This is a genomic window from Streptomyces sp. NPDC056503 (assembly GCF_042794995.1).
Classification (GTDB): Bacteria; Actinomycetota; Actinomycetes; order Streptomycetales; family Streptomycetaceae; genus Streptomyces.
On sequence record NZ_JBHTST010000138.1, the window covers coordinates 1 to 23421 of the forward strand.

General features: G+C 73.0%; 16 protein-coding genes. 8 read left to right on the top strand and 8 right to left on the bottom strand.

From position 1 onward, the window contains the following. Positions 1-408: 408 nt before the first annotated feature. On the top strand, positions 409-1677 hold the full coding sequence (locus ACFQ8C_RS30380; RefSeq protein WP_383463581.1) for a ricin-type beta-trefoil lectin domain protein: 1269 nt from the start codon (positions 409-411) through the stop codon (positions 1675-1677). A 361-nt stretch (positions 1678-2038) separates the two neighbouring features. On the opposite strand, the gene ACFQ8C_RS30385 is transcribed toward ACFQ8C_RS30380, so the two are convergent. Continuing rightward, positions 2039-2719, bottom strand: a complete 681-nt coding sequence (locus ACFQ8C_RS30385) for a hypothetical protein (RefSeq protein WP_383463584.1) — start codon at positions 2717-2719, stop codon at positions 2039-2041. A 282-nt stretch (positions 2720-3001) separates the two neighbouring features. Between ACFQ8C_RS30385 and ACFQ8C_RS30390 the strand changes: the two genes are divergently transcribed. Continuing rightward, positions 3002-5905, top strand: coding sequence for an AAA family ATPase (locus tag ACFQ8C_RS30390; RefSeq protein WP_383463619.1), 2904 nt, complete (start codon positions 3002-3004; stop codon positions 5903-5905). A gap of 216 nt (positions 5906-6121) precedes the next feature. Here ACFQ8C_RS30390 and ACFQ8C_RS30395 read toward each other — a convergent pair whose 3' ends face one another. The 3 genes from ACFQ8C_RS30395 to ACFQ8C_RS30405 form a co-directional block, all read right to left on the bottom strand. Continuing rightward, complete coding sequence (locus tag ACFQ8C_RS30395; RefSeq protein ID WP_383463586.1) at positions 6122-6901, bottom strand: hypothetical protein; 780 nt, start codon at positions 6899-6901, stop codon at positions 6122-6124. A gap of 675 nt (positions 6902-7576) precedes the next feature. Then, positions 7577-8608, bottom strand: coding sequence for an SGNH/GDSL hydrolase family protein (locus ACFQ8C_RS30400; RefSeq protein WP_383463589.1), 1032 nt, complete (start codon positions 8606-8608; stop codon positions 7577-7579). A 144-nt stretch (positions 8609-8752) separates the two neighbouring features. Next, positions 8753-9937 (bottom strand): IS5 family transposase, encoded by a 1185-nt coding sequence (locus ACFQ8C_RS30405; RefSeq protein ID WP_383463591.1) that lies wholly within the window; start codon positions 9935-9937, stop codon positions 8753-8755. Between the two features lie 537 nt (positions 9938-10474). Here ACFQ8C_RS30405 and ACFQ8C_RS30410 point away from each other — a divergent pair. Further along, a complete protein-coding gene (locus ACFQ8C_RS30410) occupies positions 10475-11332 on the top strand; it encodes a UbiA family prenyltransferase (protein WP_383463594.1) in 858 nt (285 codons plus the stop codon). A gap of 188 nt (positions 11333-11520) precedes the next feature. Here the strand turns inward: ACFQ8C_RS30410 and ACFQ8C_RS30415 are convergent, their stop codons facing one another. After that, positions 11521-13101, bottom strand: coding sequence for a prenyltransferase/squalene oxidase repeat-containing protein (locus ACFQ8C_RS30415; RefSeq protein WP_383463597.1), 1581 nt, complete (start codon positions 13099-13101; stop codon positions 11521-11523). Between the two features lie 651 nt (positions 13102-13752). On the opposite strand from ACFQ8C_RS30415, the gene ACFQ8C_RS30420 reads away from it, so the two are divergent. Beyond that, positions 13753-14460: a hypothetical protein gene (locus ACFQ8C_RS30420; protein WP_383463600.1), complete on the top strand. Its 708-nt coding sequence runs from the start codon at positions 13753-13755 to the stop codon at positions 14458-14460. Positions 14461-15026: 566 nt separating this feature from the next. Here ACFQ8C_RS30420 and ACFQ8C_RS30425 read toward each other — a convergent pair. From ACFQ8C_RS30425 to ACFQ8C_RS30435, 3 genes are all read right to left on the bottom strand, one after another. Further along, complete coding sequence (locus tag ACFQ8C_RS30425; RefSeq protein WP_383463603.1) at positions 15027-15383, bottom strand: hypothetical protein; 357 nt, start codon at positions 15381-15383, stop codon at positions 15027-15029. A gap of 275 nt (positions 15384-15658) precedes the next feature. Further along, a complete protein-coding gene (locus ACFQ8C_RS30430; RefSeq protein WP_383463606.1) occupies positions 15659-16066 on the bottom strand; it encodes a PPOX class F420-dependent oxidoreductase in 408 nt (135 codons plus the stop codon). 231 nt (positions 16067-16297) lie between these two features. Next, positions 16298-16945 carry a TetR/AcrR family transcriptional regulator gene (locus ACFQ8C_RS30435; RefSeq protein ID WP_383463622.1) on the bottom strand — a complete coding sequence of 216 codons (648 nt, stop codon included), beginning with the start codon at positions 16943-16945 and terminating at the stop codon, positions 16298-16300. A 156-nt stretch (positions 16946-17101) separates the two neighbouring features. On the opposite strand from ACFQ8C_RS30435, the gene ACFQ8C_RS30440 reads away from it, so the two are divergent. The 4 genes from ACFQ8C_RS30440 to ACFQ8C_RS30455 form a co-directional block, all read left to right on the top strand. Further along, on the top strand, positions 17102-18571 hold the full coding sequence (locus ACFQ8C_RS30440) for an MFS transporter (RefSeq protein ID WP_383463608.1): 1470 nt from the start codon (positions 17102-17104) through the stop codon (positions 18569-18571). Positions 18572-18999: 428 nt separating this feature from the next. After that, entirely contained in the window at positions 19000-19455 is a 456-nt protein-coding gene (locus ACFQ8C_RS30445) for a hypothetical protein (RefSeq protein WP_383463611.1), read from the top strand. Next, on the top strand, positions 19452-22907 hold the full coding sequence (locus ACFQ8C_RS30450; protein WP_383463614.1) for a tetratricopeptide repeat protein: 3456 nt from the start codon (positions 19452-19454) through the stop codon (positions 22905-22907). Before ACFQ8C_RS30445 ends, ACFQ8C_RS30450 begins: the two co-directional genes overlap by 4 nt. Before the next feature lie 278 nt (positions 22908-23185). After that, positions 23186-23421: trypco2 family protein (locus ACFQ8C_RS30455; protein WP_383463617.1), on the top strand; the 236-nt coding region annotated here is incomplete at its 3' end.

Sequence of the window (23421 nt, forward strand, 5' to 3'; positions counted from 1 at the left end):
TGGCCGCCGGGCGCCCAGGGCAGCACCGGGGCTACTCTGACCACCAGACACCCGCCCACGCCCCACCCGGTCGCGGCCCTCAACACGCCGCGGTCACGGCAACCCGCCCGCCGGCCCCCCGGCCCCGGCGGCCGGAGCGTGACGTCAAGCCGCCGCCGATCCGTCCGTGGGACACGATCTTGCCGGGTTCGACCCGCACCGGAGCGTGGCGGCGGCGTGGAAGTCGACGCCTCCGGCTGCGACGGACCTGCCGCACCCTCTTGACGAGCCCTTACCTTACTCCTTAAATCATGTCGGCAAGGGAATGGTCTGCACCAGCAGGAATGTCATGAGCATGGCATCTGCCGGCCGGTGTGCCGGTCTCAGACCGGGACCGCTCCTCCCCCCACCACGACGGAAGAGAGAGCCATGCACTCCTCCCCCGCCTCCCGCCCACCCCGCGCGCGCCTGCGCAGGGCCCTGTCCGCCGCCCTCGCGGGTGCCGCCCTCCTCGTCGGACTCGCCGTCGGCGCGCCCGGCTCCGCCGTCGCGGGCGAGGCGGCCGCGGCCGCCGTCACCTTCGAGGAGACGTTCGACGGGCCGGCCGGCTCCGCCGTCAACGGCTCCCGTTGGCAGTTGGAGACCGGCGACAACGTCAGCAACCACGAGCGGCAGTACTACACGGCCGGCACCGCGAACGCGGCGCTCGACGGCCAGGGCCACCTCGTCATCACCGCGCGGCGCGAGAATCCCGGCAACTACCAGTGCTGGTACGGGCGGTGCGAGTACACCTCCGCCCGGCTGAACACGGCGGGCCGCTTCACCGCCCAGTACGGCCGCGTCGAGGCGCGGATGAAGATCCCGCGCGGCCAGGGCATGTGGCCCGCGTTCTGGATGCTCGGCCACGACCTCGGCCAGGTCGGCTGGCCCGCCTCCGGCGAGATCGACGTCATGGAGAACGTCGGCTTCGAGCCCTCCACCGTGCACGGCACCCTCCACGGACCCGGCTACTCGGGCTCCGGCGGCATCGGCGCCGGCTACACCCTGCCCGGCGGACAGGCGTTCGCCGACGCCTTCCACACCTTCGCCGTCGACTGGGCACCGGACCGCATCACCTGGTCCGTCGACGGAAACGTCTACCAGACCCGTACGCCCGCCGACCTCGGCGGCCGGAGCTGGGTCTTCAACAAGCCGTTCTTCCTCATCCTCAACCTCGCCGTCGGCGGCTACTGGCCCGGCGACCCCGACGGCTCCACGGCCTTCCCCTCGCAGCTCGTCGTCGACCACGTCCGGGTCACCACCGGCGACACCCCGCCCGCCGGGAACCGGATCACCGGCATCGGCGGCAAGTGCGTCGACGTCGCCGCCGCCAACACCGCCAACGGCACCCCCGTCCAGCTCTACGACTGCAACGGCACCGCCGCCCAGCGCTGGACGGTCGGCGCGGACGGCTCCATCCGGGCGCTTGGCAAGTGCCTCGACGCCGCCTCCGGCGGCACGGCCGACGGCACCCTCGTCCAGCTGTGGGACTGCAACGGCTCGGGCGCCCAGCGCTGGGTCGCCAACGGCGCGCGCGACATCGTGAACATCCAGGCGAACAAGTGCCTCGACGCGACGGGCAACAGCTCCGCCAACGGCACCCGCCTCCAGCTGTGGACCTGCGCAGGCACGGCGAACCAGAAGTGGACGGTCGGCTGACCCGCTGACCCGGCCCGATCCGCCGCCGGACGCCCGTGGCGGATCGGGGCCGCTCGGGCCTGCCCCCGGCGTCCGGCGCCCTCGGCCGAGGACTCCCGCCCTCCCGCCGCGCAGTCCTCCGGCCGTCCGCTCCCCCGCGCATCGGCGGTGTGCATCGGCGGTGTGCATCGGCGGTGCGCCTCGGTCGGCGGATTCCCCGGAATGCCTTCCCTTCCCCGACTCCGCCCCTCACCTTCCGCTTCGGTGACGGGCCGCCGGACCTTTCCTGTGTACTGACGCACACCCGCACACCCGCACACGGCATACGGTGGGCGGGCGGCGGGCGTCGTTCCGGCCGTGCGCGAGGCTGTTTCGGCACGCCTCAGCGGATGGCTCCGCCTCCGGCCTTGGCGATGTCCAGCGACCCCTTGGCGTTGAGCACGGAGCCGTCACAGGCCGGCAGGTCGCCCGTCACCTCGGCGACGGCGGTGGTGGGGACGTAGCCGACGGGCTTGTCGCCCTTGTCCGTGGAGTGGCGGACGAAGTTCCCGTCGTGGTCGGTTCCCAGGGCCAGGAGTCTGCTGTCGAGCAGCACGCCGTACCAGCGGGTGGTCACTCCCTGCCCCTTGTCGACGTCGTCGGCGACGCACACCACGGACAGCTCCTCGCCCCGGGCCGGATGGCAGCCGGGCTTGGCCTGGTTGCAGCGGGCGAAGTCGTCCTTCACCTCGACCTGCTCGCAGTCCGCGGTGGCTTCGCCGTCGCAGGAGACCGGGTTGATGTTGAGCGGGCTCGCCGTCTCGCGGGGGACGTCGGAGACGCTCACCCAGGCGACGCCGAGGGTCGTCTTCTCCGTACGGGGTACCGCGCAGGGGTCCACGGCCACGGTTCCACCGAAGCCGTCGTCCTTCACGCCGCCTTCCTCGATCCGGCCCGAGCACTCCTTCGCGCCCGCGCCACCGGAGTTCCCGGCGTCGCCCGTACCGCCGGAGCCGCACGCCGTGAGGAGCGACGCCAGTGCGGCGGCCGCGAGGGCGGAGACGAGACGGATCCTGATCGGCATCGGAAGTGCTCCCTGTCCTGTGGCGTGTGTCGACGTCCGGCCGGACGAACGACGGGCTGCCGGCCGGTTCGTCGGACGAGTCGTCGGGCGGGTCGTCGGGCGGGGCGGCCCACAACCCGTTCCGCCGCGCCCGCTCGCGCCCGCTCGCGTCCGGTTCCGACCACCCACACTGACCCAGGCCGTTCATCGGGACATCCGTGAAGTCACCTAATCGGATACGTAAGATCGTCACGCAACGGCCGTCCCGAACGGCCCTCGTCCCAAGGGGAGTCAGGCGTGCAAGTGACGCCGCTGGTCGGCCGTGAGACCGAGCTGGAGAGCTGGGAACGGCTGCTCGACCGCAGGCTCGACGGAACCGGCGGGCCCGCGGTCGTGGACATCGCCGGCGCGGCCGGGATCGGCAAGAGCCGTCTCCTCGCGGAGTTCTGCCGACGCGCGGAGCTCCGCGGGGTGCGCGTACTGCGCGGCCGGGCGACCGAATACGAACAGCACCTTCCTTACCAGCCGTTCAGCGACGCCCTCGCCGATCACGATCTGGAGCTGACGGACGCGGCGGCCGGCCCGTGGCACCGGGGCGAGCGGTTCGGACTGCACCGGTCGGTCGCCGTACGGCTCGGACGGGCCGCCGCACCGGGCCTGGTCCTGGCCCTGGACGACCTGCACTGGGCCGACCCGGCGTCCCTGGAGCTCCTCGACCATCTGGTGCGTCATCCGCCGCGCGCTCCGCTCGTGATCGTCGTGGCCCGCCGCGACCGTCAGACCTCGGACTCCCCGGCCGCGGCCCTGATGCGGGGCGTCGACCTGGGTACGGTGCTCCGCCTCGATCTCGGCCCGCTCGACGACCGGGCCTGCGTCGAGGTCCTCGCACCGGCCCTGGCCCCCGGCCTGCCGCCCGATCGGGCCCACGAGCTGTACGCGGCCAGCGACGGGAACCCGCTGTACTTCCTCGCCCTGCTTCAGGCCGGGCCCGCGCGGCAGGCGAGGCAAGGCGGGCAGGCCGTCCGGCCCGAGGCCGCCGGGCCCGCCGCTCACCAGCCCTTCGCGCTCCACGACCGGCACGCGGCGCCTCACGCCTCCGGGCTCGGTTCCGGACTCGGTTCCGTCCTCCTGGACGAGCTGACTCCGCTACTCCCCGCCCAGCGTCGCATCGCCGAGGCGGTGGCCGTGCTCGGCGACCGGGGCACCACGCCGCTGCTGGCCCGGGTCACCGGCCGGGACGAGGAATCCGTCCACGCCGACCTGGCCGCGCTGGGCAACCGCGATCTGCTGCGCCCGGCGCCCGGCGCCCGGTGGACCCTGCGCCACCCGATGCTGCGCACCCTCGTCCACGAGAGCATCGAACCCCACACCCGTGTCCGCATGCACCGGCTCGCGGCGCAGGCACTGGCCGACTCGGGTGCCCCCGCCGCCGAACGGGCCCACCACGTCGAACTCTCGCTCACCGGCTGGGACCCCCAGGCCGTCGCGGTACTGACCGACGCCGCCGAACGCGCCGTCTCCACCGCGCCCGCGAGCAGCGCCCACTGGTGGGGCGTCGCCCTCGCCCACCTGCCCGACCGGCCGCAGCACCTGGCCCTGCGCCGGGAGCTGATGCTGCGCCGAGCCGGCGCCCTGGGCGTGTCGGGCGGCCTGCGGGAGAGCCGGGACCTCCTCCACGAGGTCATGGCGATCTCACCGCCGGGCGAGCCGTCCACGGCGGCCGCGCGGGCCTCGGCCGTGACCCTGTGCGCGGTGATGGAGCGTCACCGCGGACGCTACCCCGAGTCCATCGCGCTGCTGCGCCGCGAGCTGTCCCGCTTCCCCGGCCCGTCGGCCGCCGACGCGGTCGCGTTCGGCATGGAGCTCGGCTCGTCCGCGCCGCACGCCACCCCGTACCCCGAGGTGCGGGCGGACGTGGCCCGCACGCTGGACCTGGCCCGGCGCCTCGGCGACGAGGTCGCCGAGGCCGGCATGCTCGCCATCGCCGCCCTGGGCGAGACGTACGAGGGCGAGATGCCGGCCGCATGCGAGGCCACCGCGCGAGCGGCCGCGCTGGTCGACGCCCTCACCGACCACGACATCGCCGACCTGTGCGAGCCCCTCGCCCGCCTCGGCTGGGCGGAGGCGTTCCTGGAGCGGTACGACGACGCCGAACGGCACGTCGACCGAGGCCTCGCCGTCGCACGCCGCGGCGGCCGCCTCTACGTCGTCCCGCACCTGCTGCTCTGCAAGGCGCACGTCCACCTCACGACCCTTCGGATCGAGTCGGCGGTGGAACTCGCCGACGAGGCCGAGACCATCGCCCGGGGCATCGGCAGCGACGAACTGCTGGCCTTCGTCCTCGCCAACAAGGCACACGCCCTGCTCTACGCCCGGCCGCCCGGCGACCGGACCGCGTTGACGGTGGCGGAGGAGGCCGTCGCCGCCGCCGGGGCCAGTACGAACTGGTGGGCGTCCATCGCCTGGTGCCTGCTCGGCCAGGCCGCCCTGCTCGGCGGGGACCCACGGCGGGCCCGCGCCGCCATCCTGCGCGCGGGCGGGGACGATCTCCACCGCCTGCACCCCTCCATGCGGCCGCTCATTCTGGAGGCCCTGGTCGTCGCCGCCCTCGGTACGGGCGACCCGGCGGCCGCCCGGGGCTGGGCGGAGCGCGCCCGTACGGAGGCCGAACGGCTGGGGCTCCCCTCGCAGCGGGCGGCGGCTCTCCGCGGTACCGCGCAGGTGCTGCTCGCCGAGGGCGACACAGCGGCCGCCGCCGTGCTCTTCGAAGAGGCCGCGGACGCCGCGGGCCGCTCCGGGGCCGTCCTGTGGGAAGCGGTCGGCCTGCTGTTCGGTACGGCCCCGGCCGCGGCCTCCGGGGACCACGACCGCGCCCACGCGCTGTGCGACCGTGTCCGGCACCTCGCCGCCGCAGGAGGCGCCAGGCACCTGACCGAACTGGCCGACCTGCTGCGCCCCACGGCGCCAGAGCCGCCTGCGGCCGGGGGCGCGCCGGATCCCGTACTCGCCTCGCTCACCCCGCGCGAACGGGAGATCGCGGCCCTGGTCGCCGACGGACTGACCACCCCCGCCATCGCGGCCCGGCTCTACCTCAGCCCCCGCACGGTCGAGTCGCACCTGAGCCGCGTCTACCGGAAGACCGGCGTCTCCACCCGCTCTGCCCTGGCCTCGCTTCAGAGCCGTTCGGCCCGGGACGGCGGGGTCTGAGGGGGCACCGACAGGCGCCCGGGCGAGGGCCTCGCACTCCGCGCGGGCGGCCGACCGGCTGCCCCCGGCCTCTCCGACCTCTCCGGCCTCCGCCTCGGACTACCCCAACCGGCCTGCAGCGTCTTCTGCTTACGGCGAGTACGCAGTAGCGGACGAGGATGAGGATGAAGATGAGGACCAGGATGAGGATGAGGCGACGATGCCGGGCGCCCCCGCTCAGTCGGCCGGAGTGTCCTGCGTCGCCTCGCGTGCTTCGGTGAGGGCTCGCTGCCTGAGGTCGCCGCCGAACAACCGGATCGTGGTGGCGGCCAGGATGTCGTCCCTGCCGATGGTCCGCCCGTCCCCCCTGCGGACGGACAAGGCCCGGACGGAATCCTCAAGGAACGGGGGTGGGGCCGGTTCGCTCGACGTCCCCAGGGTGACCGTCCCGAAACGTTTGACCCCGCCCTCGCGGACGACCATGGCGGCGTCCCGGGCGAGGTCCGTCAGGAACACGCTCGCGATCCCGTCCAGGTCGCGGACCATCGCCGGGACGGCCGTCACCCCCTGGCTCCTCAGCAGCTTCCTGACCCCGGCCTCGAACCTGTGGGCTCCGACCACAGCACTCGGTTTGCGTGGCCCTCTGCGCTGACGAGGAGACACGAGGACACCCTCGGCGTCGTACAGGTCACCGGTCAGGCCCCGAAACGTCGGGCTGTGGTCGTACCACTTCTCCCCCACCTCGAGCTCGACGTTCCGATCGATCGCCGAAAGAAGGTCCCCGGGAACCAGCTTCTTCCGGTCCTCCTCCACGGCCGCTCTCCTCGCGCCGTCGATGATCCCCGTCAGCACCGTCCGCGTCACCGACGCGGCGGCCCACGCGGCCGACCGAGAGACGTGCATCGACGTCACGTCTCTGAACACCGCTTTGACGAGAGAAGGCTTGAACGGCGGGACCTCCAGGACCGGGACGGTCTCGGGACCGCTGCGCTCAAGACGGGCGGGCTGTGCGGTCATCGGAAGAAACACTCCCTGCTGTCGAAGTCGTCAGAGGTCCGCACTCCACCACGCGGACCCGCTCTCTTCCCCCATCCTCCGTCCAAGCGGCACCCGATCAAAGGCCTGACGAACACAGCCCGGCTTCGCTCACGTGACGTGGACCGGGTCGACCAGTCGAGCAGGCTCCGCGTCCTGGGCAGACGGCGCCAGCCGTGGTGCGTCGCGTGTCAAGGCGCACTTTCTCGATACCCACGGCACGGAGCCCGAGCCAGAACCCGTTCTGGTGGACAGGGCCGCCCTCGCCACCCCGACAGCCTCAAGGAGCCGTCCCGCCCGGTCACACCACTCGGTCACACCGCTCGGAACGGATCGCCAGACCGGGTGGGGACGCGGGTCAGCCGGCCGTGAGCGCGTAGTCGTCGTACACGCCCTGGAAGGCGAAGACGACCAGCAGGATGCCGCCCGTGGTGGCGGCCGCGCCGAAGGGGACGGCGACCAGGCCCTGCTTTATCTGGTGGTCGCTGGCTGGGACGGCGTTGAGCGGGGCTACTTGAGGTGAGCGTTGTCAGGCGCACCATGCGGTGGTGAGGGCCAGTTGGGACAAGTGCCCTGGAATCCGGTGTGCCGCGAAGCCCCAGGCCGATGGCGGGTCCTGGGGCTTCGTTCATGCGGGGAGAGCGGTCGTGTGGCCGGTCAGCGGTTGAGGGCTTCCTCGATCTTGGCGGCCACCTGCTTGGCCTGGATGTCGCGGCCCTTCGCGTTGGGGTGCGCGTACCAGGGGATCTTGGTGCCGAGGAGTTCGAGCTGGGACTCCTCCAGAAGGCCGCCGATGCCGCGGTCGGCGCCGTCGCACGCCGTGTTGGCGCCGGTGCTGGCGTAGAGGTCGACGAAGTCGGCGCCGCCGTCGGCGTCGGCGGCGGCCTTCTTCATGGCGTCGTTCAGCCGCTTCTGGATCTGGTCCAGGACCGGCAGGGCGTCCTGGGGGATGTCGGCGAACGGCAGCTGTGTCTGGCCGGGCGCCGCGGTCAGGCACTTGGTGGTGTCCTCGGGCACGAGCCTGGGGTAGCCGACCAGGACGCGCTTCGCGTCGGGGGCGAAGTAGCCGATGCGGTCGAGCAGCTCCTCCAGCTCCCAGCCGACCCGCTCGAACTGGCCGTCCAGCCACTGCTTTCCGTCCCCGGTCTCGAAGAACTCACCGCACTTGGCGGCCGGCTCATCTTTGTCCACCGGGTCTCCCGGCAGCAGAGAGGGGTTCCGGAGCTCGTCGGAGCACTGCTTCAGAATGCGGTTGAAGCCCAGTGTGTTGCCGCCCAGGCTTCCCACGGTGAGCTGGGTGTCCTGCTTGAGCGCGTCCTGCTGCGCCGGGAGCGTCCCGGCACCGAAGGGCAGCTCCTGCTTCTCCCAGAAGTGGTGGACGAGGGCGCCTCCGCAGGAGACGTCCGACTGGACGTCGAGCGTGATGCCCTTGTCCGCAAGGCTCCGGGTGGCGACGGCGGGAAAGTTGTCCGTGGCCTGGAAGCACCAGCCCCTCTCGTTGTCCTGGTTGTTCACGGGAGCGATGCCGAAGTTGGAGGTGTAGGAGTCGCCGAAGAAGACGGTCGGTACGGGGTCGGCGGGCGCCGCGGCGGCACCTCCCGCCGGTACGGCGAGTGCGAGGCAGCTGCCGAGTGCGATCGTGGCGGCGGCCAGCCGCCGCGCCCTGGGAGTGGTCGTCGTCTTACGCATGGCAGAAGACATGGCTGTGCCCTTTCGTCGGGGCCCACGAGAAGAGGGAATGAGAGAAGAACGTAACGCTAGGTATTCATTCACAAACGGAACGCGATGGTCCAGTGATGGCGAAGCGCAACCGGGCGATCTTGGTCAGCCTCTTCACGCCGGTTCGTATCGCCTACTCAGCGGGGGTGTCGAGGAGGGGCAACTGCCGAGATCGAGAACGTTCATGACCCGAACGGGGAGGGCAGGTGTGACCGCGCTGCGAGCCGGACTGCGAGGCCGCCTGCTGGTGGGGCGACGGGAGTCGGCACACGGCCGTTCCCCTCGAACGAATGGGCGGCCGTCGCAGACGTGCGCGGCAGTCGACATGGTCGTGCGGCTCGAACCGGCCAGAATTCCGCCTGCGTCGGGGTCACCCGGGCGGCCACCCGTACGGCCACGACTCTTGCGGTTGCGCGCCTGGCCGGCCGGCTCGGGAATCGTGCACCTGATCCCACGTCTGCGCAGGTAAGCGCGGTTCGCGCGCGAGGAATACGCCCTGTCTCCCCGCACCCGCAGCGGGCGAGTCCGTGGCCGGCCAGCACCGGGCCTGGGAACCTGGATCGCTTTCAGGACCGGCTCGAACTGAGGACTGTCGCCCCGCTGGCCTGCCGTGACCAGCAGCGACAACGGCTTCTGGCCCTGCTCGCACGCCAGATGGATCTTCGTGGTGAACCCGCCCCGGGACCTGCCCAGCCCATGGTCGTCCGGCTCATGCCCGACTCCGCCGGGCGGCTCCTGCTGCTCCGCGCCGTCGCGACGGGCACCGGCCGCATGCCGATGGTCCCGACAGACCGTGCAGTCGACATTCACCTCCCAGGCGATCGGCCCGGCCGCATCGGCCCGTGCCTGCAGCAACGTCAGCAGTCGGGCCCACACACCCTGCCGCTGCCAGCGCCGGAACAGCCCATACACCGTTTGCCAGGGCCCGTACTCACACGGCAGACCACGCCACGGAACAACGGTCCGCCCGGACGGCCACGGTGAGCACGACGGCCAGGAGGGCGACGGCCCCGGCCCAGAGCCTGAGCACGCACGTCCGCCTGTCCTGTCCTGCTCGGGCTCGGTCAGGGCACGGACGGTGACGAGGGCCGAGCCGTCGGCGCTCTCCCGGGCCTCCTCGGCGCGGTCGGGCAGGGTCGCGTTGACCGCGTCGGCGAAGACCGTGGCCGCCGCCTCGCTCATGGCGTCGACCCAGTGGACGGCCGGGGTCGTCCCGGCCGGGGCGGTGAGCTCCACGGCGACCGCACTCCCCTCGGCGCGGACCCGCCGGACGGCCTGGAGCGGGATCCGCGTCTCCATGTCGCCCCGGCTCCACACCAGTCCGTCGCCCTCGGACCGGAGGACGGCTCCGCCGGAACCACGCAGGACGGGTAGGGGTGAGGTCAGGGGCAGGGGCAGGGGTGTGATCGTAGGCCCTGGACGTTCCTGTCTCTCCCTGACCACTTCGGAACGAGGTTCGCCGGCGTCGCCGGCAGATGACACTGCAGGCGGAGGGGAGTAGGGGCCATCCCCGCGGATACGGGGAACAGGGTTGCGGACCTGGTAGCCGGTCAGCTGAGGCGGACCATCCCTCCACGCGCAGGGAGCAGAGCCGCCGGGGCAGGGTACCCGGCTGGACGGCCCAGGTTTCAGGGCAGCGGACCCCTCCCCGGTCACGGGCTCTGCCGCACTGCCGCGTCGCGCACTCACGCAGCCGCCGCGATGCGGAATGCCCTCGGTGGCGGCATCCCGAGCGGCGTCCTCCCCGGCGGCGGCCCGAGCCCCCGTGTCACCGGCTCCCCGATCGGTCGTTGACCCGCTGACGGCGCCTCCCGCCGGCGCCCCCGGAGGAGACCGATGACCACGCAGACAGGCCCGTTGGGCAAGCCCCTCGCCCCCACTCCCGTCCCTGGACCCCTGACCTTCCTCTCCTGGACCAACGTCACCCTCGGCGCCGGCGCCGCCGCGTTCACCTGGGTCACCGCCCTGGTGCTGCACCGGCCCGGCGACCCGCTGATCGCGGCCTTCGCCTTCCTCTTCATCGCGGCCGGATACACCCGCGACCGGCTTCAGTCCGCCGACGCCGACGCCGACACCAGTCCGCGGGCCGCCTGGGTGGCGCGCCACCGGCGCCCCCTGACCGGGTGGGCGGTCGTCTGCGCCGCGGCACTGGTGCCGGTGACCGTCCTGCGGCCGTGGTGCGCCGCGATCCTGGCCACCGTCGGCGTCATGGCCTGGTTCTACGCCACACCCCTGGTCCCGTGGCGGGGCCGGCGGCTGGCGCCCCGGCAGCTGCCCTGCGTCAAACTCCCCTACACCATGGCCGCGTGGGTGCTGATCACGGTGCTCCTGCCGGCCGTCCACCAACATCGGCTCCACGACCCGCGCTTGTGGTGGCTGGCCCTGGCCGGGGCGCTCGTCGGGAGCGTGGGGGCGCTCCTGAACGACCTGCGCGACGTCGACAACGATCTGCGGGACGGCACGATGAGCGTCCCGGTGCTGCTCGGAGAACGCCGGACCCGCGCCGCCGCCTATGGGATGGCCGCTTGCGGGGCGGTGGCCGGACAACTCGTCGAGCCCGTGCCGTTCCTGTTGTGGGCCCTCTACGCCGCTGCCATGCTCGCCTCCTACCGCCCCCGGCCCGGTGTCCACCCCCGGCCCTGGGGGGACGCGCAGGGACTCGTCCTGCTGGCCGCCGTCATGCTCGTCCCGTGAGGTGGCCACCGGCCCCCGCCGGGTACGTCGAGCGAGGCGGGTGACGTGTGCGCGTGCGCCCAGTACGTGCGCCGAGTACGTCGGCCGGTTCGGCGAGCCGTATCGCGGCGCCCGCGAGGGGTGTCCCTGCAAGGGGTGTCCCGGCGAGAGGCGCCGTCGAAGGCCGACGTCCGCGGCACGCCGCCCGGTCATGCGCCGGAGCGCGGCCCGTGGTCAAGCGGCGCGGTTCCGACCGCGCCCAGGGCGTCGCGCAGTCCGCGGGCGGCGAGGGCGTGGACCTGTGTGGCGGTGACGGTCAGGAAGGGCCGGGGCCCGTACATGACGGGGCGGTCGTGCCACGAGCCGCCGCTCGTCTGCGAGTCGACGAGGAAGCCGAGGCCCCGGATCAGGGCGGCTCCGGTCGGGTCGGCCGCGCCGGTGGTCAGTGCCGAGAGGGCGAGGCCGGTGGCCGTCGGGCTGGAGTGGGGTTCGCCGGCGATACGGGGCCAGCCGCCGTCCGCCCGCTGCGTCGCGAGAAGCTCCCGGGCGGCCGCCCGGTTCGCGGGATGGGGGCCGAGGGCCGGGCCGATCTCGGCGGCGCCGTAGGCGGGCGGGATGTACCAGCCGGAGCTCCAACCGCCCCCGGTGGCCAGGGACGCGAGCCACGACCGGGCCGGAGCGAGGTCGATGCCCGGCAGTGCGGCGGCGTCGATGCCGGCGACCATGTGGGCCACGACGTCGGGTGCCGGGTCGTCGTCTCCGGAATGCCATGTGGTCCACAGGCCCTCGGGTGTCCGGTGCCGCAGCGCGTAGCGTGCGGCGGCCGTGCGGGCCTGATCCGCCCAGGCGGTCCCGGCCAGTGCGAGGAGGGTGTTGCCGGTGGAGTCGTTGTCGGATTCCAGGGCCGCCGTGCAGGCCCAACCGCCGTCCTCCCGCTGGGCCAGGGCCAGGAACTCCAGGGACGCCGGCAGCGTGTCCGCGTCGAAGCACGGGTGACCGCGTAACGCGCGGACCATCAGGCCGGTGTCCCAGACCTCGCTGACCAGGAACCGCCAGGTGCCGTCCGGCTGCTGGGCGGCGAGCAGGGCGTCGCGACAGCGGCGGGTCATCGGATGGTCGGGGGCCGCCCGGGTGAGGGCCAGGTGCAGCATCCCCGTCACCAGCGGCATGCCGGAGAAGGAACCGTCGGCCGACTGCGTGCCCTGCCACGTCTCCAGGGTGCCCGCGGGCAGGGGCATGCCCAGGGCGGCGCAGGCGATGGCCTCGAAGGCCAGCAGCATCGCGCGCTGCCACGGTTTGACGCCCCGTCCGCGGTCGGGCCCCAGCGCGGCCCGGGCCCGCGTCAGCAGGCCCCGGGCGTCCGCGCCCTCGGCGCCCACCGCGCAGCCCAGGGCCTGGAGGTACAGGACGCGCCGGGCCTGCGGTCCCTCGTACGCCGGCGGAGGCTCGAAGGTCACCGGGGCTCGGCCGCGGTTCAGGGCCGCGAGCCATCGGTCGGCGGCGGACACGAGCGCGTCGTGCCCCTGCGGCACGGCACCGTCGAGCCAGCGCAGTACGCGTTCCCGCGCGGGCCGCGCCCGCTCCACACCCGCCAGGGAGCAGGCCGCGACGGCGTTCTCCAGGACGCGCGGCTCCGACAGGACGTACCAGGCCCCGTCGCGAGCCCGCGTGTCGACGGCGAACTCCACGGCCCTGTCGAGAGCGCGGACCGCGGCGACGATGACGTCCGAGGATCCCGGAGGCGCTGCCCCGGCCCGCCCGCTCACCAGGACACCGGTATCCGGGTTCACGCCCACTCCTCCGCCTCGTCCGTGACTTCGCCCTCCATGGCGATCCTGCCCACCTCACCGTCAACCCGTCAAAACGCACCCAACTGGGCGGGTTCCCCCGACTTCGGCTTCGGCTTCGGCTTCGGCTTCGCCGGGTACCGGACGCGGCGACCACGGCGCACCACAGGCCCCGTCATCCCGTCGTGGCCGCCTTCGGGGCGGCGAAGACGGCGTACGAGATCACGCGCCGGGGTGCCGACACCGATATCGACGTGACCTTCGACGGCGCGCCGCGTACAGGCACACGCATACGCATACGCATACGCATACGGGGCGAGGACGCACCGGTCGCAGCAGGCACGACCCCGGAGACGCCCCGGAGACGCCCCGGAGACGTCCCGGAGGCAGCACCCGCCCGCCGTACGCGGCCTCCCCCGCCTGACTGCCGGGAACATGATGGGTCCCGCTTGCCACCGCCATGACGACTCACCCGATCCGGCCCTGGCGTGGAGCGATGTTCTCCGGCCCGCTCGGGCCTCGGCCTGCTCGGTCGGGGGTCGGGTTGACCGCCTCTGTGCGGACATGAGCCGGTGGGATTCGCCAACCAGCCCCGGCCTACGACAAGTAGCATCCGGCACCAACGCACATCCCTGCACAAGGAGCGTGGACACCGTGGCCAACGAGCCCGTCAAGAACCCGATCCAGAGCGAGTACGCGGCACACCTGGCCGCAGCCCTCGAAGCCAACCAGGCCGAGCAGGCGACCATCACCACACGCCTGGACAAGCTCCGGGCAGAGGAGAAGTGGCTCACCGAGGCACTGACCGACACCCCGTCGGCCGCCGACAGCGCGCCGGTAGCGGCCGTGTCCTTGCCCGATGCTCTCCCCGTCGGAGAGGACACGGCGGCCGTGCCCTCTCCCAGGACGGAGGAGACCGCTTCTGTCGCGGCTCCGGCTCCGGCTCCGAAGAGGACCGCCCGGAAGACGACGGCCGGCAAGCGCGCGGCAGCCCCCGCGAAGACCACGGACGCCAAGAAGGCAGCCCCCAAGAAGGCGACCTCCAAGAAGACCACCGCGGAGAGCAAGAAGACCGCGGAGGCCGAGCCCACGCTCGGCGAGCTCCTCGCAGCGCTGCTGTCGCAGCAGCCCGGCGAACCCAAGAAGGCCGGCGAGATCCAGAGCGAGCTGGAAGCCGCGCACCCCGGCCGGGCGGCGTCGGCACAGACGGTCCGCAACGCTCTGGAGAGGCTCACCGTGACGGAAGGGCTCGAGAGGAGCAAGCAGCAGAACACGGTGTTCTACACCTGGCCCGCACCCGCGCCCGCTGTCGTTTCCGCGGACGAGACGAAGGCAGAGGCACCCGCGCCGGCCGCCGTCTGACGCGGCCGCAATCGACCCCGGCGGCGGAAATCCGCTGCTCCCGAACGTCCGGCGAAGCAACCGGCACAGGGCAGCGACGTCGTCGGGGGGTACGGGCGGAATCGGGGTGACGCGGACTTTCCCGTGGGTCAGCAGAGTTCGCGAGGAGTAGGGCAGACCCATCTTCCGGGCCCCGCCGTCCGAGACGCCTCGGCGTTGCACCATCCGCGCGACCACCCGAGCGCCGTGCGCTGCCCGTTCTACGGCTGCCGACGTCATGCGTGTCTCGAAGTCCTTCTGCTGTGCGGAGAAGTAGCCGACCAGGGCCGGCTCCGACGACACGCGGCGAGCCAGGCGCCGGTCGCGCCTTCGAGGCCGGCGCATGGGCCGCAGGCAAAGCCCTGGCTTCCTACAGCGCTACCGGGTTTCTCTCCGACCGAGCCTGGCGGGCGCGGGAGGAACACGCCTTGTCGCCCGGTGGGCCCGCCCGATCGCGCACGGCCCACTGATCGGCGGAAGGATCCCCTCACCCCACACCGCGACCATCACGGCGCAGGGCGACGGACGAAGCACTTTCTCCACATGGTCTAAACGCAGGTCCGTTCTGGTCTCGGCTGCATTCCGCCGGTGTGGAGGGTCTGGCCGTCCGGTATCCGGTAGCCGAGCTTCGAGACCACCGTCGAGCAGGTGGGGCCCACGGCGACGTGGACCGTCACCTCCTCCGGGCTGCCGGGCCGGAGAGTGGTGAGGGCGCCGTCGAGCGCGTACGGGAGGCAGGTCGTGGCCGGGTGACGACCGATCAGCAGGTTGACGCAGCGGGTGTCGGTGGTAGGGATCCGCATGCCGGTGGCCTCCTCGCGCCCGCGGGAGGCCGGTGCCGGGACGGTGAGGCGCAGGCCCCTGCTGTCCGCGCACGGACTGATGTCGGCGTACGCGTCGTCCACCCCGTGCAGGGTTCCGGCGGGACGTACACAGCGTCGCCGGCTCCCGGCCCGTCGGAGCATGCGGCGCGGCTACGGGGCGCCCCGAGGCCGGGGGCCGGCATGAGGATCGGCAGTGCACTGCCCCGGCCAGTCCCTTCAGGGCGCTCCTGACCGGCCCGGTGCCGGTCGCCTCCCCCGAGGATGGCGGGTGGCCTCCCCCGTCCGCCGGATCCCGCGCCGCAGGTCACACGAGGGCAGCGGTCTCCCTACGCCGGGCACGGCGGACCCGCCTTCGCTCAGAGGGCTCCGACGACCTTGCGCGGGGTGATGCGGACGACGACCCTCTGACTGTCGTTCGCCGCCGCGGGGTTGAAGTCCTTGTACTCCTTGCCGGTGTACTTGCGGGACAGCTCGTCCGTCAGTTCGGCGGCTCCCTCCGTGGTGACGGAGGCGATGCCGCGGACCTCGGCATAGTGGTAGGGAGCGTCCGGGGGGTTGATGATGACGGTCACGCGCGGGTCCCGGCGGAGGTTCAGCTCCTTGCGGCGGCCGACCGTGGTGGAGATCAGCAGATCGTCACCGTCACGCTTGACCCAGACGACCGACAGCTGCGGGCTTCCGTCGGGCTGGATGGTGGCGATGCTCGCGAAGACCGCGTTGTCGTCCACGTAGCTCTTCAGTTCGTCAGACAGCCTGACCGACATGTGCACTCCGTCCCGGGGTTGATCACGCGACACCCACCTAAGCACACTCCGCAACCGACCCGTCACGGAAGGTGTCGACCCCGGCTCCGCCGACTCCCCCACGCACCCCCGCCCAAGGCGACGGGGCCTGCCCCGCCCGGCTCGGTCCGATCCTGTCCAGACCGATCCGGTCACGGTTGCGCCCGCCGCGATACGCACAGCCGAGGGTCGAGGGCCGAGGGTCGAGGACCGTCAGAGGCCGGCCTGGAGGCGGAGGCCCGCCAGGGTGAGGTCCAGGGCGGAACGGAACTGGTCGACGTCGTCGTGGCCGTCGAACTCGTCGACGATCCCGTGGACGAACGGGAACTCGTCGGGCGCGAGCCCCCGCCAGGCCCGGGCGAAGCGGCCGAGGAACTCGTCGCGGTCCACCGCGCCGTCGAGGATCTCCTGGGGCGGTTCCTGACCCATGTCGACGGCCGAACCGACGACGACGCCGACGACCGCGGAGACGGCGTGGAAGCGCTGGCGGGCGGTGAGGTCCAGACGCAGGGTCTGCCGGCCGAGCTTCTCGTAGACGCGCAGGGAATTGCTCTGGACGTCGGTGTTGCGCATGAAGTACGCGCCGAGCCAGGGGCGACGGACGACCGCGTCGAAGAGGGTGACGGCCATCGCGCGCAGGTCGTCGATCGGGTCCTCGCTGGGCGGGAGCTTCTCGATGTCGGCGAGGACGCCGGCCATGACGTGGTCGGTGGCGCGGTCCAGCAGCTCGTCCTTGTTCGCGACGTACCAGTAGATGCTGGCCACGCCTCCGCCGAGGCGCTGGGCCAGGGCCCGGAAGGTCAGGGCCGAGGCTCCCGCCTCGTCGAGCAGGGCGACCGCCTCGCCGAGGACGGACTCCATCGAGTGGGAAGCGCGTCGACGTCCGCCGCCGGGGCGGGTCTGCTGGCGTGCCATGGCGTGGGCCCCTCACTTTTGCATCGGATCGAACGTTGTTCTATCGTACCGGATCGAACACCGTTCGATAACCGAACCGTGTTCGATCGAAAGGAGTGCGCCATGACCACCGCCACGCTCACGAACCCGCCCCGCACCTACCCGTCGCTGCGCGCGGCGTGGATTCCCCTGGCCGCGCTCTGCCTGGCCTTCTTCGTCGAGATGGTCGACAACACGCTGTTGTCGATCGCACTGCCGACCATCGGCCGCGACCTGGGCGCGGGCACGACCGCGCTGCAGTGGGTGACGGGGGCCTACTCGCTCACCTTCGGTGGGCTGCTGCTCACCGCCGGGTCCCTCGCGGACCGGTTCGGACGCCGCCGTGTGCTCCTGATCGGACTCACGGTCTTCGGCACGCTCAGCCTCGGTGTGCTCCTCGTCGGTTCCGCGAGCGGGCTCATCGCCCTGCGCGCGGCGCTCGGCATAGCCGCCGCGGCGATGGCGCCGATCACGAACTCCCTGGTCTTCCGGCTCTTCGACGACAAGGCGCTGCGCATGCGCGCCATGACGGTGATGATCGTCGTCGGCATGTCCGGCTTCGTCCTCGGCCCGCTGCTCGGCGGTACGGCGCTGGCGCACGTGTCGTGGGAGTGGCTGCTCCTCGTCAACGCGCCCATCGCGGTGATCGCCTGCGTCGGCGTACGGCTCGGCGTCCCGGCCGACCGGCCGGAGGACCTCACCAAGGACTCCCTCGACGTACCGGGCGCCGTCCTGAGCGTCACCGCCATCGGCCTCGCCTGCTACTCGCTCACCAGCGGCGTCGAGCACGGATGGCTCTCCACGATCACCCTCGCGTCGGTCGTCGGCGCCCTCGCCGCGGCGATCTGGTTCGTCCGGCACGAGCGCCGCACGGCCGCGCCCATGCTCGACCTGAGCCTGTTCTCCCGCGGAACCGTCCGGGGCGCCGCCGTCGCGCAGATCGGCACGTCCATCGCCATGGCGAGCGTGATGTTCGGCCTGATCCTGCACTTCCAGTACGCCTACGGGTGGAGCCCGGTCCGGGCCGGCCTCGCCAACCTGCCGATCATCGCGACGATGATCCTGGCGACTCCGCTGTCCGAGTGGCTCGCGCGCCGCTTCGGGCATCGCATCGCCTGCCTGGTGGGTGCCGGGTTCCTCGCGGGCTCGCTGGCCGGACTCGCCTGGGGCGTCGAACACGGCTACGCCGTCATCGCGCTCTGCATGGTCCTGATGACCATCGGCCTGCGCACCGTCATGACCATCTGCGCGGTCGCCCTCGTCGACGCCATGCCGGGCAACCGCACCTCCATCGGCGCCGCCCTCAACGACACCGCCCAGGAGGTCGGCTCCAGCGTCGGCACGGCCGTCGTCGGCACCCTCATCGCCGTCCTGGTCACCACCCAGCTCCCCGCCGGCGCCTGGAGCGGCGATCTCGTCGCGTCCTTCTTCCACGGCGAGCGCATCACCTACGCCCTCCTCGCCGTCGTCGTGGGCCTGATCGCCGCCGGCGGCGCGCTGAGCCTCACCGACTCCCGTTCGGTGGAAGAGCACCCGGTGGAGGAAGCCGCCTGAACCACCCGGGCCCGTACGGGTCCCCCCACAGGCCCTGACGCCGATGGCGTTCAGGGCCTCGCCACCAGGTGATCGTGAACGGACCGGCTACCGCCCGACCAGGCGGTCCGGGAACCCCACCGACAAGACCGGACGGGGAAACCGGTGGGCAACGGTCGGCGCGGACGGGGGCGTGATCACCGGCAGGTGACCGACGTGACTCTCCACCGGGTGAGGACCGGGGTGCACCGGCGCGGCCTGCCGGAGCGGCCCGGGCCACGGAGAACGCGCTGCGGCCCCAGGCGGGTGAACCGGCGTGAAACCGGGAGCGGTCGTGGTTCGTCCTGAAATATTGACGGGACGAGGCGGATGCGAGACAAGTGATGATCCGTCAAGTCGGCGCGTGGCGTGGTCGGGAGGAAGTCTTGCGGTCCGGGTGGAGATGGTGGGTGGCGGGACTGGTCACGGTCCTGGCCTTCGCGGTGGCGACGTGGATCTTCGGGGAAGTCGTCGGGCCGCTCTGGGTGGAACACGACGACGGAGCACGGCTGGCCCTGGGAGTGGGGGCGGGGGCCGCGGCGGCGGGGCTGACGGCGGTCTGGGGCAAGTCCTTCGCCACGGCGGGGCAGGAGGGCGGCGAGGGCGCCGGGGGTGGCGGAGGCACCGGGGGTGGCCAGCACGCACACGGGCAGTTCGGCGCGGGGGTCGTCCAGATCGACGGCGCGAAGGGCGACGTCACGATCGTGCAGCAGAGCGACCCGGCCGCGACGACGGCGCGGCGCTCGCGGTCGGCTCAGGGCGGGGAGGCCGCGTCGACGTCCGCAGGACAGAGCGTGGGGGGTGAGGTGTCCGGCCCGGTGGTCCAGGCGACCGGCCTGGAGGGCGGTCTGGAGATCCGGCAGTGATCGGCCGCAGGAAGGAGCTGCGCCAGGGCGACCAGTGGGTGGTCGACTCCGTCGTCAACGGTCCGGTCTTCCAGGTCAGCGGCGTGACCGGGGACGTCAACCTCACCGTCCACCAGGCGCGCCCTCTGTACTGGCTGGACGGGTTCCCGTTCGACCGCCCCGCGCTGTCGTTCACGTCGGCCCGCAATCAACCCGGGAAGCTGCTCAAGGCCCGGTACGAGGTCGTGGACTTCACCGGCCGCCACTCCGAGCTGGCCCACCTGGCGGCCTGGCGCGACGGCGAGGAGCCGGTGGCGGCGCTGCTGTTGCACGGGGTCGGCGGCCAGGGCAAGTCCCGGCTGGCCGCCGAGTTCGCCCGCGGGAGTGCGGAGCGGGGCTGGCGGGTCCTCCAGGCCCGGCACGCGAGCCTCCCGGACGGGGGGCATCCGCGCGGGGTCGGCGGTTCCGGCGGTGCGGGAACGCTGCTGGTCGTCGACTACGCCGACCGCTGGCCCGCCGCCGACTTGCTGGCCCTGTGCGCGGACGCCACCCGCCAGCCGGACCGCGCCCGGGTGCTGCTGATCTCCCGGGCCGCCGGGGCGTGGTGGCAGATGCTGGCCGCCAACGACCTGGACCGGTTGGAGATCGAGTCCGACCGCCTGGAGCTCGGCCCGCTGGGCGACGGCCGCCCGGGGGAGCCCACCAGCCCCCGGGCGCTCTTCGAGGCCGCGCGCGACCGCTTCGCCGAGGTCCTGCGGATCCCCGGCGTCGAGGACCTTCCGCCGCCCCGATCGCTCGGCGAGCACGAGGGGTTCCGCGAGGCGCTGGCCGTGCACATGGCCGCCCTGGCCCTGGTCGACGCGGTGCACCGCCATCGGCAGGACGGCACCGCGCTGCCGGCCCTGGCAAGCCCCGCCGAGGTCTCCGCGTACCTGCTGAGCCGGGAACGCGCGTACTGGCGGGACCTCCACGGACACGGCCGGGTCCGTACCGCAGAAACGGAGCTGGGGCAGTGCGTGTACGTCGCGGCCCTGATCGGGAGCCAGACGTACGAGGACGGCCTGACGGCGGTCACCCGGGCGATCGACCCGGTCACCGGGCAGTCGGCCGATCGGCTGCTCCGGGACCACGCCGTCGCGTACCCGGAAGGCGAGGAGGGTGGCGGCGGCACCTTCCTGGAACCGCTGTATCCCGACCGCCTCGCCGAGGACTTCCTCGCCCTCAGCGTCTCCGGGCACGACATCGCCTTCGAGGACGAGCCGCGGTCGACCGAGATGGCCGCACGCCTGCTCGGCGACGGCGACGGCGACGGCGATACGGAGGCGGGGCGCGTCTGGACCCGTACCGCCCTGACCGTGCTCTCCGCGGCGGCCGCCCGCTGGCCGCACCTGGTCACCCGCCAAGTGGCCCCGCTGATCGCCGCCCGGCCGGACCTGGCAATCCGCGCGGGCGGCGCGGCGCTCGCCGCGCTGGCGGACCTGCCCGGGCTGCCCCGGGACGTGCTGGAGGCCGTCGACGCCGAGCTGCCGTTCGGCCGGAACGCCGACCTCGACGCCGGCGCCGCCGTCGTCGCCTACCGACTGGCCCACCACTGGCTCGCCGACACCCAGGACCCGGTCGCGCACGCCCTGGTCCGGTTCAACCTGGTCAGGCGCCTGGTCAACGCGGGGCTGAAGGCCGAGGCGCTCGTCACGGCCCAGGACTCCATGCCGGCCTGGCGGTACCTCGCCGACGCGGACCCGGACACGTACGAGCCCGGCCTGGCCAGTGCGCTGACCAACCTCGGGATGCTGCTGTCGGCGGCGGGGCGGCACGAGGAGGCGTTGGACGCGGCCCGGGAGAGCGTGGAGATCCTCCGCCGGCCCGCTGCCTCCGATCCCGACCTGGTCGAATCCCTCCTGCCCGCGGCGCTGATCTCGCTCGGCGGATGCCTGTCCGGGGCGGGCCGGGAGGCGGAGGCCCTGGCCCCCGCGCTGGAGGCGGTGGCGCTCTTCCGGCCGCTCGCCGAGTCCGACCCCGGCGCGCACACCGTGGGCCTCGCCTCCGCTCTCGACGGTCTCGCCGTCGCCCTGGCGCAGGCCGGGCGGTACCGGGAGGCCCTGGGCCCGGCCCGGGAGTGCGAGGAGATCAACCGACGGCTCGCCGGGACGGATCCGGCCGCCTACGCGTCCGACCACGCGTCGGCGGCCGCCCGGCTCTCCGGGATCCTGGTGCGGGTGGGTCGGCGCGAGGAGGCGGTGACGCCGGCCCAGCAGGCCGTGGACACCTACCGGCCCCTGGCCGAGACGAATCCGGCCGCCTACGCGTCCGACCTCGGCGTCGCGCTGAGCGACCTCGGCCGATCGCTGTGGGCCGCCGGCCGGCGGGAAGAGGCCCTGGATCTGGCCCGGGAGTCCGTGGAACTCGCCCGACGACTCTTCGAGGCCGATCCCGACACCCACGCTCCGGCGCTCGCCCAGGAGTTGAGCACCCTCGGTAGCCTGCTCTCCAGGACCGGCCGGCGCAGGGAGGCCGTCGCCCCGCTCGAAGAGGCCGTGGCACTCGGCCGACAGCTCGCGGAGCGGGATCCCGACGCCCACGCCTCCGGCCTCGCCGACGCGCTCGGCAACCTCGGCGAGTTGCTGTGGTGGGTCGGACGGCCACAGGACGCCCTGGCGAGGACTCAGGGCGCGGTGGAGGTCTTCCGCTGGCTGGTCACCCAGCGCCCCGCCCGGTACCGGCCCGCTCTCGCCAACGCCCTCAACAGCCTGGCGATATCCCTGGAGCGGGCGGACCTTCCGCGGGCCGCCGTCGACACCGCCCAGGAGGCCGCCGACCTGTTCCGGGAGCTGGCGGAGGCCGATCCGGACGCGCACCGGCCCGGGCTCGCGATGGCCCTGAAGAACCTCGCGGAGTTCCTGCCGAAGGTGGGACGGTTCGAGAAGGCCCTCGACCTGGCCCAGGAGTCCGTCGCCATCCGCCGCGAGCTGTTCGAGGAGAACCCCGCCGCACACGGGCCCGGTTACGCCATGGCGCTCTCCGTCCTCGCCTCCCTGCTGACCGAGATGGGCCACCCCGAGGAGGCGCTGCACCCGGCCCGGCTGGGCATCGCCGTCCGCCGGACCCTCGCCGAGGCCGAGCCCGCCGCACACGCGCCCGGGTACGGGCGGGCCTTCGGCACGCTGGCCGGCCACTTGTTGAACGCCGGGCGGTGGGAGGAGGCACGAGCCGCGGTCGGCGAGGCCCTGCGGATCCACCAGCCTTTGGCCGAGGCCGATCCGGCCGCCCACGGGTCCGACCTTGCCCTGACGTTGGGCATGCTCGTCTCCGTCGAGATCAGCAGCGGGAGGCCCGGCTCGCCGGCGGCCGTCGACGCGGCCCAGGAGGCCGTGGAGATCCTCCGCCGGCTGGCCCGAAGCAGGCCCGAGCAGTACGGCGGCCAACTGAAGAACGCCCTGGCCATGTTGCGGTACACCCAGGACGGCCACTTCTGACGGCCGCCCCGGTCCCGGGGCACCGAGCGCCGGGGCTCCGGGCTCCGGGTCTGCCGCCTCGACGACCCCACCCGTAACGAACCCCTCCACAGCCCCCTCCCCCACACCTGACCCCTCGCCCACACACACAAAGCACCCGATCAAGCCAGGACCATCACACCCGCGGACGCGGTGCCGCGAGATTCCCGAGTTCTCCTGCGCAGGTGAGGTGCCGTCAGGAAGACTCCGTCCCAGACCGATCGAGCACGCTGCCCGCAGGTGGCGGTGGAGGGGGAACCGTGGGCAAGGTGACGCTGTCCGAGGCGCTGGCAGAGCTCCGCGAGGAGCTGTACAAGGCCGCGGACGCCAGCCCCGACGAGCAGTTCACGTTCGAGGTCGAGCAGGCCGAGCTCTGTCTGGAGGTCGAGTTCCGCAAGGATGGCAACGGCAAGGTCAGCGTCGAGGTCGGCGCCTTCGGCACCAAGGGTGGTGTGGAGGCCGGGGGCGGGGGCGGGGTCACGCACCGGCAGACGCT

Bases quoted from the DNA above. Each gene is read 5' to 3' on its own strand.
- ACFQ8C_RS30380 (WP_383463581.1), top strand. From the start codon at position 409: ATGCACTCCTCCCCCGCCTCCCGCCCACCCCGCGCGCGCCTGCGCAGG.
- ACFQ8C_RS30385 (WP_383463584.1), bottom strand. From the start codon at position 2,719: ATGCCGATCAGGATCCGTCTCGTCTCCGCCCTCGCGGCCGCCGCACTG.
- ACFQ8C_RS30395 (WP_383463586.1), bottom strand. From the start codon at position 6,901: ATGACCGCACAGCCCGCCCGTCTTGAGCGCAGCGGTCCCGAGACCGTC.
- ACFQ8C_RS30400 (WP_383463589.1), bottom strand. From the start codon at position 8,608: ATGCGTAAGACGACGACCACTCCCAGGGCGCGGCGGCTGGCCGCCGCC.
- ACFQ8C_RS30405 (WP_383463591.1), bottom strand. From the start codon at position 9,937: ATGGAGACGCGGATCCCGCTCCAGGCCGTCCGGCGGGTCCGCGCCGAG.
- ACFQ8C_RS30410 (WP_383463594.1), top strand. From the start codon at position 10,475: ATGACCACGCAGACAGGCCCGTTGGGCAAGCCCCTCGCCCCCACTCCC.
- ACFQ8C_RS30430 (WP_383463606.1), bottom strand. From the start codon at position 16,066: ATGTCGGTCAGGCTGTCTGACGAACTGAAGAGCTACGTGGACGACAAC.
- ACFQ8C_RS30435 (WP_383463622.1), bottom strand. From the start codon at position 16,945: ATGGAGTCCGTCCTCGGCGAGGCGGTCGCCCTGCTCGACGAGGCGGGA.
- ACFQ8C_RS30440 (WP_383463608.1), top strand. From the start codon at position 17,102: ATGACCACCGCCACGCTCACGAACCCGCCCCGCACCTACCCGTCGCTG.